The 15,212-nt window shown below is 74.7% G+C and carries 2 protein-coding genes; both read left to right on the top strand.

Annotated features, from left to right (window positions below; translation table 11 throughout):
• Position 1 precedes the first annotated feature (1 nt).
• Positions 2–6,343 (top strand): amino acid adenylation domain-containing protein, encoded by a 6,342-nt coding sequence (locus tag WMF20_RS46655; protein ID WP_437608186.1) that lies wholly within the window; start codon positions 2–4, stop codon positions 6,341–6,343.
• Positions 6,344–6,347: 4 nt separating this feature from the next.
• Positions 6,348–15,212 (top strand): amino acid adenylation domain-containing protein, encoded by an 8,865-nt coding sequence (locus WMF20_RS46650; RefSeq protein ID WP_437608185.1) that lies wholly within the window; start codon positions 6,348–6,350, stop codon positions 15,210–15,212.

Genomic DNA, 15,212 nt, shown 5'->3' with positions numbered 1-15,212 from the left:
CGTGTCCAAGACTGACCCCTCCGCCAACATCGACAGCGTTTATCCCCTCTCGCCCATGCAGGAGGGGATGCTGTTCCACACGCTGCTCCGCCCGTCCTCGGGCATCTACCTCATGCAGAACCGCTATCGCCTCGAGGGCGACGTGCGGATCGACGCGTTCGTCCGAGGCTGGCAGCTGGTCGTGGCGCGGCACTCCATCCTGCGCACCTCCTTCGTCTGGAAGACCCAGAAGCGCCCGCTCCAGGTCGTCCACAAGGCGGTGGAGGTGCCGTTCGACGTGCTCGACCTCCGCGGCCTCCCCGGCGAGGCCCAGGAGGCCCGCCTCCGCGAGCTGCTGCGCGCCGAGCTCGATGCGGGGTTCGACTTCGGCAAGGCGCCGCTCATGCACCTCCGCCTCGTCCGGCTGGGCGACCAGGCCTACGAGCTCGTGCACAGCTTCCACCACATCCTCCTCGACGAGTGGTGCACGTCGGTCCTGATGATGGAGTTCCTCGCCTGTTACGAGGCGCTCGTCCGGGGCGAGACACCCGATCTGCCACCCGCGCGCCCGTACCGCAATTACATCGACTGGCTCGGCCGGCAGGATCTCCCGGCCGCGGAGGCGTTCTGGCGGTCCGCGCTCGAGGGCTTCTCGGCGCCGACGCCGCTCGGGTTCGAGGAGCGCTCCGCGCCGGCGCCGGAGGACGAGGGGCGCGTCGACGATCTCGTGTTCCGGATCGGCGCGGCGCCCACGGCCGCCCTGCGCGCGCTCGCCCAGCGCCACCGCCTCACCCTCAACACGATCGTGCAGGGCGCGTGGGCCCTGCTCCTCAGCCATTACAGCGGCGAGCCCGAGGTGCTCTTCGGCGTCACCGTCGCCGGGCGCCCGCCGGAGCTGCCAGAGGTCGAGTCCATCGTGGGGCTCTTCATCAACACGCTCCCGCTGCGCGTCTCGGTCCCCGCCGATCAGCCGCTCCTGCCGTGGCTCTCGGCGCTCCTCGACCAGAACCTCCGGCTCCGGCAGCACGAGCACACGCCGCTCGTGGACATCCAGCGCTGGAGCGAGATCGAGCGCGGACAACCGCTGTTCCACAGCCTCTTCGTGTTCGAGAACGCGCCGATCGATCCCGCGCTCCGCGAGGGGCGCATCGTCTTCAAGGTCCAGGACGTGCGGGACCGCGTGCACACGAATTACCCGATCACGATCATGTCGTGGCCGGACACGGAGCTGCCCCTCAAGATCTCGTACGACCGGTCGCGCGTCCGGCCGGAGCTCGCCGCGCGGCTGCTCAGGCACCTCGGCGCGCTGCTCGAGGGCATGGCGGAGAATCCCGACGCGCGCCTCGGCGATCTGCCGCTCCTCACGCCGGCCGAGCGGCAATGGGCGCTCGCGGCGCCCGGCGCGCCGCCCGCGGAGAGGGCCGATTTCTCCTCGTTCGCGGCGCGCTTCCACGCCCAGGTGAAGCGGACGCCCGACGCCGTGGCGGTGTCGTGCGAGGGCCGGCGGCTCACCTACGCGGAGCTGAACCGCGAGGCGAACCGCGCGGCCCACGCGCTCATCGCGCGCGGCGTCGGCCCGGAAGAGCGGGTGGCGCTGCTCGACGAGCGCGGGATCGACCTGCTCATCATGATCCTCGCCGTGTTCAAGGCCGGCGGGGCCTACGTGCCGCTGGAGCCCGCCTATCCGGCCGAGCGCATCGGGCGGATCCTTAGGTCGAGCGAGCCCCGCGTGGTGCTGACGCGGGACCGGTACCGCGAGGCTTTGGAAGGAGTCTTTTCCTTGGTAGGCGCGCCGCGCCGGCCCGCCGTCGCGACCCTCGAGGACACACGGCGCATGCCCTGGCCCGACAGCGACCCGCCCGAGCGCGGCGGACCCGGGAACCTGGCCTACGTGATCTACACGAGCGGATCGACCGGAGCGCCCAAGGGCGCGATGGTCGAGCGCCGCGGGATGCTCAACAACATGCTGAGCAAGCTCCCGCGGCTCGAGCTCGCGGCCGGGGACGTCATCGCGCAGACGGCCTCGCCGTGCTTCGACATCTCGGTCTGGCAGCTCCTCACCGCCCTGCTCTTCGGCGGGGTGGTCGACATCGTGCCCGACGACGTCGCGCGCGACCCGGGCCGGCTGCTCGAGCACCTGGAGCGCCGGGGGATCGCCGTCGTCGAGGTCGTCCCCGCCGTGCTGCAAGGCATGCTGGACGCGGCGCGCGAGGACCCCGCGCCGCCCGCCCTGGAGCGGCTGCGCTGGATCCTGCCGACCGGCGAGGCGCTCCCCGCCGCGCTCGCGCGCGACTGGCTGACCCGCTACCCGGCGGTGCCCCTCATGAACGCGTACGGGCCGGCGGAGTGCTCGGACGACGTGGCGCTGCACCCGCTGACGGCGCCGCCCGCGGCGCACGAGGCGCAGGTGCCGATCGGCAAGGCGGTGGACCACCTGCGGCTCTACGTCCTCGATCACCTCCTCTCGCCGCTGCCCGTCGGCGTGCGCGGCGAGCTGTACGTGGGCGGGATCGGCGTGGGGCGCGGGTACCTGGGCGACCCGCGCCGCACCGCGGCCGCGTTCGTCCCCGACCCGTTCAGCCCGGAGCCGGGACAGCGGCTCTACCGGACGGGCGATCTCGGGCGGTACCGCGACGACGGCGCGATCGAGTTCGTCGGGCGGCGCGACCATCAGGTCAAGATCCGCGGCCACCGCATCGAGCTCGGCGAGATCGAGGCGCGGCTCGCCGAGCACGCCGGCGTGCAGGAGGCGGTCGTGCTGGCGCGCGAGGACCGGCCGGGCGCGAGGCGGCTCGTCGCCTACGTGGCCGCCACGGCGCCGGCGCCGGACGCCGAGGCGCTGCGCGCCTGGCTCGCGGCGCGCCTGCCCGAGTACATGGTCCCGCCGATCTACGTGCTCCTGCCGGCGCTCCCCCGCACGGCGAACGGCAAGGTGGACCGCGCCGCGCTGCCCGCCCCCGAGTCCGGCGACGCGCTGGGCTTCGTCGCGCCGCGCACGGTGCCCGAGGAGCTCCTCGCCGGCATCTGGGCCGAGGTGCTGGGCGTGGAGCGGGTCTCCGCGGAGGCCTCGTTCTTCGACCTCGGCGGCCACTCGCTGCAGCTGACGCAGATCCTCGCGCGCGTGCGCCGCGCGCTCGGCGTCGAGGTGCCGCTCCGGTCGCTCTTCGAGACGCCGACGGTCGCGGCCCAGGCGCGCGCGGTGGACGCGGCCCGGCGCCGACCGGAGGCCCCGCCGGCGCCGCCGCTCATCGCGGAGCCGCACGAGGGGCCGCTGCCGCTGTCCTTCGCGCAGGAGCGCCTGTGGTTCCTCGCGCAGCTCGAGCCGACCGCGGCCTCGTACAACGTGCCGGCGGCCGTGCGCCTGCGCGGCCCGCTCGACGCGGACCGGCTGGAGCGCTGCCTCGAGGCGGTGGTCCGCCGCCACGCGTCCCTGCGCACGACGTTCGCGGAGCGCGAGGGCCGGCCGGAGGCGGTCGTGCGCGCGTCGCAGCCCGTGAGGATCGCGATCGCGGATCTCCGCGCCCTGCCCGAGGAGGCGCGCGAGGCGGAGGCGCGGCGCTCGCTCGACCGGGAGGCCGGGAGGCCGTTCGATCTGACCGGAGGGCCGCTGTTCCGGGCGACGCTGCTGCGCCTCGGCGAGCGCGAGCACGTCCTGCTCGTCGTCCTGCACCACATCGTGTCCGACGGGTGGTCGCTGAACCTCCTGGTGGGCGAGGTGACGGAGCTCTACGCCGCCGAGGCCGAGGGGCGCGCCGCGGCGCTCCCGCCGCTGCCGGTCCAGTACGCCGATTACGCCCGCTGGCAGCGCGCGTGGCTCGACGGGCCCGCGCTCGATCGGCAGCTCGCGTACTGGCGGCGGCGGCTCGGCGCGGAGCCGCCGGTGCTGCGGCTGCCCACCGACAGGCCGCGGCCCGCGGCGCGCTCCTACCGGGGCGCTCGCCACGCGTTCGCGCTGCCGCGCGAGCTCTCCGTGAAGCTCGTCGCGCTCGCGCGCGGCCAGGGGGTCACCTCGTTCATGCTGCTGCTCGCGGCCTTCCAGGCGCTGCTCGCGCGCTACAGCGGCCAGACGGACCTCTGCGTCGGGACGCCGATCGCGGGCCGCACCCGCGTCGAGGTCGAGGGGCTCATCGGGTTCTTCGTGAACACGCTCGTGCTGCGGGCGGACCTCGGCGGGGACCCGCGCTTCACCGATCTCCTGGCGCAGGCGCGGGAGGAGGTGCTGGCCGCGCAGGCGCACCAGGATCTGCCGTTCGAGCGGCTCGTCCAGGCGCTCCGGCCCGCGCGCGACCTCGGCCACACGCCGCTCTTCCAGGTGATGTTCTCGCTCCAGGAGGCGGCGCCGCGCGCGCGGCCGATCGCCGGCCTCGAGCTCCTGCCGCTCGAGGTGGATCCGGGGAGCGCGCAGTTCGACCTCTCGCTCCACATGGCGTCGGCGCCGGAGGAGCTGAGCGGCGCGCTCGAGTACAGCACCGATCTCTTCGAGGAGCGCTCGATCCGCCGGATGGCGGACGATCTCCGCGCGCTCCTGGAAGGGATCGCGGCCCAGCCGGCCGCGCGCCTCGGCGAGCTGCCGCTGCCGGAGCCGCCCGCGCCGGCGCGCGAGGCGGCGCGCGAGGCGGCGCGCGAGGCGGCGCGCGAGGGCGGCGCGATCGGCGCGGGAGGAGCGCAGCCGGCCGGCGCGCAGGACGCCGCGCCCGCCACGGACGCCGAGGCGCAGCTCGCGCAGATCTGGGCCGCGGCGCTGGGCCGCGAGCGCGTCGGCCGCCACGACAACTTCTTCGAGCTGGGGGGCGACTCCATCCTCAGCCTGCAGGTCGTGGCCCAGGCGAAGCAGGCCGGCCTGCGCATCACCGCGCGCCAGATGTTCCAGCACCAGACCCTCGCGGCGCTGGCCGCCGCCGCGGTCGCCTCCGGGGACGCCGGCCTGGCGCCGGACGACGAGGGCGCGGCGGAGGGCGACGTCCCGCTGACGCCCATCCAGCGGCGGTTCTTCGGCCGCGATCTGCCGAACCCGCACCACTGGAACCAGGCGCTCCTGCTCACGGCGAAGGAGCCGCTCGTCTGGCCGGCCCTGGAGGCCGCGGCGCAGGCGCTCCTGCGCCACCACGACGCGCTCCGGCTGCGCTACGCGAAGGAGGGCTCGGGCTTCCGTCAGGCGTACGCGCCCGACGAGCCCGCCGCGGTCGTGCACCGGACGGACCTCTCCGGAGTGCCCGAGGCCGAGCAGCCGCGGGTGATCGAGGCGCACGCGTCCCGGTGGCAGGCCAGCCTGGATCTGACGACGGGGCCGCTGTTGCGGGTGATCGGGTTCGACCTCGGGGCCGGCCGGCCAGGGCGGCTGCTGCTGATCGCGCACCACCTGGTCGTCGACGGCGTGTCCTGGCGGATCCTGCTCGACGATCTCCAGACGGCCTACGACCAGGCGCGGCGCGGAGAGCCGGCGCAGCTGCCCGACAAGACCGCCTCGTTCAAGCGGTGGGCAGAGCGCCTGGAGGACGCCGCGCGCGACGCCGCGCTCCAGCGGGAAGCGGCCTTCTGGCTCGAGCTGCCCTGGGAGCGCGCGGCGCCGCCGCCGGCCGACGATCCGGCGGGCGATCGGTCGGCGCGGGCCATGGCCACGCTCACGGCGGGCCTGACCGAGCCGGAGACGCGATCGCTGCTGGAGTCCGTGTCGGACGCCTACCGGACGCGGATCGACGAGGTCTTGCTGGCCGCGCTGGCCTTGGCCCTCGGCCGATGGACAGGGCAGCGCGCCTCCGCGGTCGACGTCGAGGGCCACGGGCGCGGGGGGCTCGACGGGGATGACCCGGATCTATCGCGCACGGTCGGCTGGTTCACGAGCGTCTACCCGGTGGTGCTCGAGGTGGCGCCGGACGCGGGGCCGGGCGCCGCGCTCAAGGCGGTGAAGGAGCAGCTCCGCCGCGTCCCGCGGCGCGGCTTGCCCTACGGCGTGGTGCGGGAGCTCGGGACGGGCGAGCTCGCGGACCGGCTGCGCCGCCTGCCGGCGCCGCGCGTCGCCTTCAACTACCTGGGGCAGTGGGATCAGGTGATCGGCGCGGGCGCGCGGTTCTCCGCGGCCGCGGAGTCGCCAGGCGCCGAGCACGACCCGCGCAGCCCGCTCCCGTACGACCTCGAGATCGACGCGGCGGTGTACGACGGCCGGCTCGAGGCGACCTTCCGTTACAGCGCCGCGCGGCACCGGGAGGCGACGGTCGCGGCGGTCGGCGCGCTGTGGCGCGACGCGCTGAGAGAGCTGATCGCGCATTGCCTGTCACCCGACGCCGGCGGCTACACGCCCTCCGACTTCACCGACGTCGCGCTCGCGGCGGACGAGCTCGACTCCATCCTCGCACGACTGGACTGAGGCCATGGCAACCAAGAAGAAAGACGTTGAGTCGATTCACTATCTCTCCCCGCTCCAGCAGGGATTGCTCTTTCACGCGGTCTCGGACCGGTCCGCCGACCCGTACTTCGTCCAGACGGCCTTCCTCCTGGAGGGGCGGCTCGATCCGGACGCCTTCGAGCGCGCCTGGCAGGCGCTCGCGGAGCGGCACCCGATCCTGCGCACGGGCTTCGTCTGGGAGGGCGTCGCCAGGCCGGTGCAGGTCGTCCGCCCGCGGGTGACGATCCCGCTCGCGCGCCACGACCTCTCCGGGCTCGCCGAGGGCGAGCGCGAGGAGGCGCTGGCCGCGCTGATGGCCGAGGACCGGCGCGCCGGCTTCGACCTGCTGAAGGCCCCCCTCATGCGGCTCGCGCTGATCCGGATCGCGGAGGACGCCTATTGCTTCGTCAACAGCCATCATCACCTGCTGCTGGACGGGTGGAGCTTCGCCCTCCTGCTGAGGGAAGCGCTGCTCGCCTATCGGGCGCTCGCGCGGGGCACGATCCCCGAGCTGCCGCGGGCGCGCCCGTACCGGGACTACCTCGCGTGGGTGCAGGCCCAGGACGAAGGGGCGGCCGAGCGGTTCTTCCGCGAGGCGCTGGCCGGGTTCCGGGCGCCGACGCCGGTCCCCATGGAGGCCGGCCCGGGGCCGGCCGCGGCGCGCGGCGACGCGCCCCCGTTCGCCGAGCAGGCGCGGAGCTTCTCGCGGGCGGAGACGGAGGCGCTCGCGGCCTGCGCCCGCCGCCTGCGCGTCACGCTCAACACGCTCGTGCAGGGCGCGTGGGCCCTCCTGCTCGCCCGGCACAGCGGGGAGGCCGACGTGGTCTTCGGCGCCACGGTGTCGGGCCGGCCCCCGGAGCTCCCCGGCGCCGAGGCCATCGTGGGCGTGCTGATCAACACCCTGCCGGTGCGGGTCCGCGTGGACGAGCACGAGCCGCTCGCCGCCTGGCTCTCGCGGCTGCAGGACCGGAACAGCGAGCTGCGCCAGCACGAGTGGGCCCCCCTGTCCCAGGTTCAGCGCTGGAGCGAGGTGCCGGGCGGGCGCTCGCTCTTCGACACGCTCGTGGTGTTCGACAGCTACCCCGAGGAAGACGTGGCCGGCGGGTCCTCCGACGTGCGCGACGTGCGCGTCCGCCCCCTGCCCCGGCCCGGCGCGCGCGAGGGCGACGCCACGCTCACCGCCGGGCGCAACAACTACCCGCTGTCGCTCATCGTCGAGCCGTCGAGCGAGCTCCGGCTCATCGTGTGCTACGAGCGCCGCCGCCTCGCGCACGACGCCGCGGCGAGCCTGCTCGGGCAGCTCCGCGCGCTGCTCGAGGCGATGGCGGCGCGGCCGCACGCCCGCCTGGCCGAGCTGCCCCTCGTGAGCGGCGCGGAGCGGCGGCGCCTGCTCGAAGGCGGGAACGCGACGGCCGCGGGCTTCCCGGCGGCCTGCGTCCACGAGCTGTTCGAGGCGCACGCCGCCGCCCGGCCCGACGCGCTGGCGGTCGTCTGCGAGGAGACGGCGCTGACCTACCGGGAGCTCGACCGCAGGACGAACCAGCTGGCGCGCCGGCTGCGGGCGCTCGGCGTGCGGCCCGAGGACCGGGTCGCCCTGTGCGTCGAGCGCTCGGCGGAGATGGTCGTCGCGCTGCTCGGAGCGCTCAAGGCCGGCGCCGCGTACGTGCCCCTCGATCCGAAGTTCCCGCGCGAGCGGCTCCGCGCCGTGGTGGAGGACAGCGGCGCGCGGGTCGTGATCACGCAGGAGCGGTGGGCCGGCGCGTTCGACGCGCCGGGGCCGGCGCTGCTCTTCCTCGACCGCGACGAGGCCGCCCTGAACGCCCTGCCCGATGGGCCGCTCGGCCCCGCGGCCCGGCCCGAGAACCTCGCCTACCTCATCTACACCTCGGGCTCGACCGGCCGGCCGAAGGGCGTGGCCGTGGAGCACCGCCACCTCGCGAACTACGTGCGCGGCGTGCTCGCGCGGCTGCCCCTCCCCGAGGGCGGCGGCATGGCGCTCGTCTCGACCGTGGCGGCCGATCTCGGGCACACGTCGCTCTTCGGCGCGCTCTGCTCGGGCCGCGCGCTGCACGTCCTGTCGGACGACCGGACGTTCAACCCCGACGGCATGGCCGAGTACATGAGCCGCCATCGGGTGGATGCCCTGAAGATCGTCCCGAGCCACCTCGGCGCGCTCCTCTCGGCGGCGCAGCCCGAGCGCGTGCTCCCCCGGCGCTGCCTCGTGCTCGGCGGGGAGGCCTCGAGCGGGGAGCTCGTCGACAGGGTCCGCGCGATCGCCCCGGAGTGCACCGTCATCAATCATTACGGCCCCACCGAGACCACGGTCGGCGCGTTGACCTGGGAGGTCGGCGGCGCCGGGCCGGCGGGGACCCTGCCGATCGGTCGGCCCCTCGCCAACGTCCAGGCCTACGTCCTGGACCGGCACAGCGAGCCTGTGCCGCCCGGCGTGCCCGGGGAGCTCTACATCGGCGGCGCGGGCGTGGCGCGCGGGTACCACGGCCGCCCCGAGCTGACGGCGGAGCGCTTCGTCCCCGACCCCTTCGGCGCGTCGCCCGGCGGCCGCCTGTACCGGACCGGCGATCGGGCTCGCTACCGGCCGGACGGGGCGATCGAGTTCCTGGGGCGCACGGACCACCAGATCAAGCTGCGCGGCCACCGCGTCGAGCTCGGCGAGATCGAGGCCCACCTGCGCGAGCAACCCGGGGTGCAGCAGGCGGTCGTCGTGGCGCGGGAAGACGGTGGAACGAAGCGCCTCGTGGCCTACGCGGTGGGCCGGGACGCGGCGCCCCTCGACGCGGCCGCGCTCCTCGCGCGGCTCGCAGAGCGCCTGCCGGACTACATGGTGCCCAGCGCGATCGTGCCTTTGCCGGCGCTGCCGCTGACCGGGAACGGCAAGATCGACCGCGCGGCGCTGCCGGCGCCCGAGACGGACCGCGCGCAGCGCCGCGAGGGCCACGTCGCGCCGCGAAACGGCGTGGAGGCGACGCTCGCCCGGATCTGGGCCGAGGTGCTGCGCCGCGGGCCGGTCGGCGTCCACGACGACTTCTTCGCGATCGGCGGCGACTCCATCATGAGCCTGCAGATCATCGCGCGCGCCAACCGGGAAGGGCTGCACCTCTCGCCCAAGCAGATCTTCGCGCGCCGGACGATCGCCGCGCTCGCGGGCGATCTGGCCGAGACGCAGGCCTCGCCGGAGCCGCCGGCCCCGCCGCGGCCGCCCGAGATCGAGCCCTTCCGCCTCGCCCGGCTGGAGCAGGCGCAGCTCGACGCCCTGCTGCGCGCCGACGGCGACATCGAGGACGTGCTCCCCGCCTCCCCGGTGCAGCAAGGCATGCTCTTCCACGCGCTCCTGACGCCGGAGACGAGCCCGTATTTCAACCAGATCGTCTGCCGGTTCGCGCGAGGCCTGGACGTCGACGCCTTCGCGCAGGCCTTCGGGGTCCTCGGCGCGCGCCACGCGATCCTGCGAACGGGCTTCCTCGCCGGCGCCGCGGAGCCTCATCAGGTCGTGCGGCGGGCCGTGCGCCTGCCCATCGAGGTCCTCGACTGGCGGGAGCTCTCGGGCGCGGAGCAGGCGGCGGCGCTCGAGCGCTACCTCCGGGAAGATCGCCTGCGGGGGTTCCGGTTCGAGGAGCCCCCGCTCCTGCGCGTCGCGGTGATGCGCCTCTCGGAGCACGTCGACGAGGTCGTCTGGAGCGTTCACCACGCGCTGCTCGACGGTTGGTGCCAGGGGCTCGTCCTCAAGGAGTGGCTGACGTTCTACGAGGAGGCGCGGCGCGGCGCGCTCAGGGAGCGCGAAGCGGCGCCCCCCTACCGGAGCTACATCGCGTGGCTCGGGCGGCAGGACATGGCGGCCGCGGAGGCCTTCTTCCGGGCTCACCTGAAGGGGCTGACGGCGCCGACCCGGCTGCCGGAGCCCACCGCGGCCCCGCCGGCGCCCGGCGCCCGCCGCTTCCGCGAGCACCGCGCGCGGCTCGCGCCGGGCGCGACGACGGCGCTCGCGACGTTCGCCCAGGCGCAGGGCGTCACGCTCAACACCGTCGTGCAAGCCGCGTGGGCGCTGCTCCTCGCCCGCTACAGCGGCGAGCCGGACGTGCTCTTCGGCGTCACCGTCGCCGGCCGCCCCGCGGACCTGCCCGAGGCCGGCTCGATCATGGGCGCGTTCATCAACTCGCTCCCCCTGCGCCTGCGCGTCCCCCCGGCCTCGCGGCTCGCGGACTGGCTGCAGCAGATCCAGGCGCTCAACCTCGAGCTGCGGCAGTACGAGTACAGCCCGCTGGTGCAGGTGCAGCAGTGGAGCGAGGTGGAGCGCGGCGCGCCGCTCTTCGACTCGCTCCTCGTGTTCCAGAACTACCCCGTGGACCAGGCCGTCGACGAGCACCGGCGGGCGCTCGGGATCGAGGTGAGCACGGCGGAGGCCTGGACCAATTACCCGCTCACGATCTACGCGGTTCCCGGCAGCGAGCTCGCGCTGACGCTCTCGTTCGACGCGCAGCGCCTCGACGAGGACACGGTCGCCCGCATGGCGGCGGCCCTGTGCGCGCTGCTCGAGCGCATGGCGGACCAGCCCGAGGCGCGGCTCGCGGGGCTCGCGCCCCTCAGCGACCCGGAGCAGCAGCGGCTGGCCGCGGAGCAGCGCTCGTCCCGGCGGGACTACCGATCGCAGCCCTTCCTTCCGGCGATGCTCGCGGCGCAGGCGGCGCGGACGCCCGGCGCCGTCGCGGTGACGTGCGGGCGAGAGCGCCTGACCTACGGAGAGCTGGACGCCCGCGCCAATCGGCTCGCGCACGCCCTGCGGCGTCGGGGGGTCGGCCCGGAGACGCTGGTGGGGCTCTGCGTCGAGCGCTCGCTGGAGATGATGGTGGGCCTCCTGGGCATCCTGAAGTCGGGCGGCGCCTACGTCCCGCTCGACCCCGCCTATCCGCGCGAGCGGCTCCGCGCCATGCTGGAGGACTCGCGTCTGCCGCTGCTCGTCACGCAGGAGCGCCTGCTGCACGCCTTGCCCGACACCGGCGCGCGCGCGATCTGCCTCGATCGGGACTGGCCCTCCATCGCCGGCGAGCCGGATCGGGATCCGACGCCGCTCCTCGATGACGAGAGCCTGGCCTACGTCATCTACACGTCGGGATCCACGGGCCGGCCCAAGGGCGTCATGGTCCGCCACGGCGGCGTGACCAATTTCCTTCTATCCATGAAGGAGCACCTCTCGCCCCCGGGCGACGTCGTGGTGCTCGCCACCACGTCCATCTCCTTCGACATCGCCGTGCTGGAGCTGTTCCTGCCGCTGCTCGTGGGCGGGCGGGTGGAGCTCGCCCGCCGCGACGACGCGGCGGACGGCGAGCGCCTCTCGGCGCTGCTCCGCGCGTCCGGCGCGACGCTGATGCAGGCCACGCCGACGGGCTGGAAGGCGCTGCTGGAGAGCGGCCGTCCTCGGCTCGACGGCCTGGCCGTGCTGTGCGGGGGCGAGGCCTTCCCGCGGGAGCTCGCGCGCAAGCTCCTCGAGGCGGGCGTGGCCCCCTGGAACCTCTACGGACCGACGGAGACCACCGTCTGGTCGAGCATCCACCGCGTGACCTCGGACGAGCCGATCCCGCTGGGGCGCCCGATCGCCAACACCGAGCTCCACGTGCTCGACCGGCATCTCTACTCGGCGCCCCTCGGCGTGGCGGGCGAGCTCTGCATCGGAGGCGCCGGCCTCGCGCGGGGATACCTCGATCACCCCGACCTGACGGCCGATCGCTTCATCCCGGACCCGTTCAGCCAGGAGCCGGGCCGCCGCCTGTACAGGACCGGCGACATGGCGCGGTTCCGGCGCGACGGCACCCTCGAGTTCCTCGGGCGGATCGACCATCAGCTCAAGATCCGCGGCTTCCGGATCGAGCCGGGCGAGATCGAAGCGCAGCTGCGGGCATGCCCGGGCGTACGCGACGCGGTGGTCGTGGCCCGCGACGACGCGGGGACGCCGCGCCTCGCCGCGTACGTCATCCCGGAGCCGAGCGCGGCGCTCACCGCGGACGGGCTGCGCGCGTGGCTGAAGGACCGGCTGCCCGACTACATGGTGCCGTCGGCCTACGTCTGGCTCGACGAGCTGCCGCTGACCCCGAACGGCAAGGTGAACCGGAAGGCCCTGCCCGCGCCGGGGCTCGTCGCGCGCGAGCGACGCGCGCGGCCCCGCACCGCGACGGAGGAGATCGTGGCGTCGATCTGGGCCGAGGTGCTCGGCCTGGAGGCCGTCGGCGCGAACGAGGGCTTCTTCGAGCTCGGAGGACACTCGCTCCTGGCCACCCGCGCGATCTCCCGCGTCCGCGCCGCGTTCCAGGTGGAGCTGCCGCTCCGGTCGATCTTCGATCGTCCGACCGTGGCGCAGCTCGCCCGCGCCGTGGACGAGGCCGTCCGGCACCAGCGCGGCGCGATGGCGCCGTCGCCGATCGTCCGGCAGCCGAGGGATGGCGGGCTGCCGCTCTCGTTCGCCCAGCAGCGCCTGTGGTTCCTGGCCCAGCTCGAGCCCGACAGCGCCGGGTACAACATGACCTCGGCGGTGCGCGTCGCCGGCGCGCTGGAGCTCGCGCTGCTCCGGGAGAGCCTCGCCGCGCTCGCCCTGCGCCACGAGGCGCTGCGCACCACGTTCGCCGTGGTCGACGGCGAGCCGGTGCAGGTGATCGCCCCGGAGGCGGCGCCGGCCTTCGAGGTGGTGGACCTGTCGGCGACGCCCGCCGCGGAGCGCGAGGCGGCCGTCCAGGGCCTGGCCTCCGCCCGCGCCGAGCGGCCGTTCGATCTCGCCCGCGGGCCGCTCGTCCGGGTGACCGCGATCGAGCTGCGCGAGGACGAGCACGTGCTCGTCCTCGTCGCGCACCACATCGTGGCCGACGGCTGGACGATGAACGTGCTGGTGGCGGAGCTCGCCGAGCTCTACGTGGCGGCGAGGGCCGGGCGGCCGCCGGCGCTCCCGCCGCTGCCGGTGCAGTACGCGGACTTCGCCGTCTGGCAGCGGCAGCGGATGCGCGGCGCGGTCCGCGACGCGGAGCTCTCGTACTGGCGAGAGCGGCTCTCGGGGCACCCGCCGGCGCTCGATCTGCGCCCGGACCACCCGCGGCCGGCCGGCGGGAGCTACCGCGGCGCGCGGCGCACGATCGCGGTGGACCGCGCGCTGGCCGAGGCCCTGCGCGCCCTCGGCCGGCGCGAGGGCGCCACCCTCTTCATGACGCTGCTCGCCGCGTTCAAGGTCGTGCTCTTCGGGCGCACCGGCCAGGCCGATCTCCTGGTCGGGACCGACGTCGCGGGGCGCAACCGCGAGGAGATCGAGGGGCTGATCGGGTTCTTCGTCAACCTGCTGGTCCTGCGCACGGATCTCGGCGGCCAGCCCACGTTCCGGGAGCTCCTCCGGCGGGTCCGCGAGGTCACGCTGGGCGCGTACGCGCACCAGGATCTGCCGTTCGAGCAGGTCGTGGACGCGCTGCGACCGGCCCGCGAGCCCGGCCGCCACCCCGTGGTGCAGACGCTGTTCGTCCTGCAAAACACGCCGGCGATCGACCTCGCGCTGCCCGGGATCCGCTTCAGCGCCGTGGAGCTCGACCGCGAGGTGTCGCGGTTCGACCTCGGGGTGTTCGTCGAGGAGACGGACGAGGGGCTCACGTGCGCGTGGAAGTACCGCGCCGATCTGTTCGAGCCGTCGACGATCGAGGCGATGGCCGCCCACTTCATGGCCGTGCTGCGGGCCATCGTCGACGACCCCGACCGCCGCGTGACGGCGCTCGCGGCAGCAGAGAGGAAGGAGCGCATCATGGAAGGACGCGGGCGCGACGAGGGCCGGAGGAGCCTCAAGCGCATCACGCCGCGCAGGGTGGACGTCGGCCCGAGCGCGCTGGTCTCCACCGGCGCGCTCGGCGAAGGGCCGCTGCCGCTGGTCGTGAGCCCGGCGGTGGAGGACGTGGAGCTCGCGGCCTGGGCGCGCGAGGAGCGGGCGTTCGTCGAGGCGCAGCTCCTCCGGCACGGGGCCATCCTCTTCCGCGGCTTTCCGATCCGGTCGGTCCCGGAGTTCGAGCAGGTCGCGAAGGCCATCTGCGGCGAGCTGTTCGGCGAGTACGGCGATCTTCCGCGGGAGAAGGCCGGGCAGAACATCTACGGCTCGACGCCGTACCCCGCCGACAAGGCCATCCTGTTCCACAACGAGAGCTCGCACCTGCCGCGCTGGCCGCTCAAGCAGTGGTTCTTCTGCGTGCAGGCCGCCCCGTCCGGCGGCGCGACGCCGATCGTGGACTGCCGCCGGCTCTATGAGGCGCTGTCGCCCGAGCTCCGCGAGCGCTTCCGGCGCCTCGGTCTGCTCTACGTGCGGAACTTCACGCCGGGCTTCGACGTGGGCTGGCAGGACTTCTTCCACACGACGGATCCCGCGGTCGTGGAGGAGCGCTGCCGCGCGGGCGGCATGCGGTGCGCGTGGCTGGCGGGCGGCCGGCTGCGGATCAGCCAGCGCGGCCCGGCCGTGCTCGCGCACCCGAGGACGGGAGAGCAGGTGTTCTTCAACCAGGTCCAGCTGCACCACCCGGCGTACCTGGAGGCGCCGGTGCGCGACTCGCTCCTGTCCATGCTCGGAGAGGAGTGGCTGCCCCGCAACGTGTGCTACGGCGACGGCTCGCCGATCGACGTCGAGACGACGCGCGCCGTGGGCGAGGCCTACGAGCGCTGCGCCGTGCGGTTCTCGTGGCGCGAGGGCGACGTCCTCCTGCTCGACAACATGCTCGTGGCCCACGGCCGCGATCCGTTCTCCGGTCCACGGAAGATCGTCGTGGCCATGGGCGAGATGGTGACGGGCGAGACGGCGGCGCCGGGCGCCCGCGGCGAGGTGGCGTCGTGA

It is taken from the genome of Sorangium sp. So ce834, from assembly GCF_051521425.1.
Classification (GTDB): Bacteria; Myxococcota_A; Polyangia; order Polyangiales; family Polyangiaceae; genus Sorangium; species Sorangium cellulosum_D.
Note: the sequence above shows the minus strand (reverse complement) of the source record. Positions and strands in the feature narration are given on the sequence as shown.

Excerpts from the sequence above, each read along its gene's own strand:
- WMF20_RS46650 (WP_437608185.1), top strand. The coding sequence starts at position 6,348 with ATGGCAACCAAGAAGAAAGACGTTGAGTCGATTCACTATCTCTCCCCG.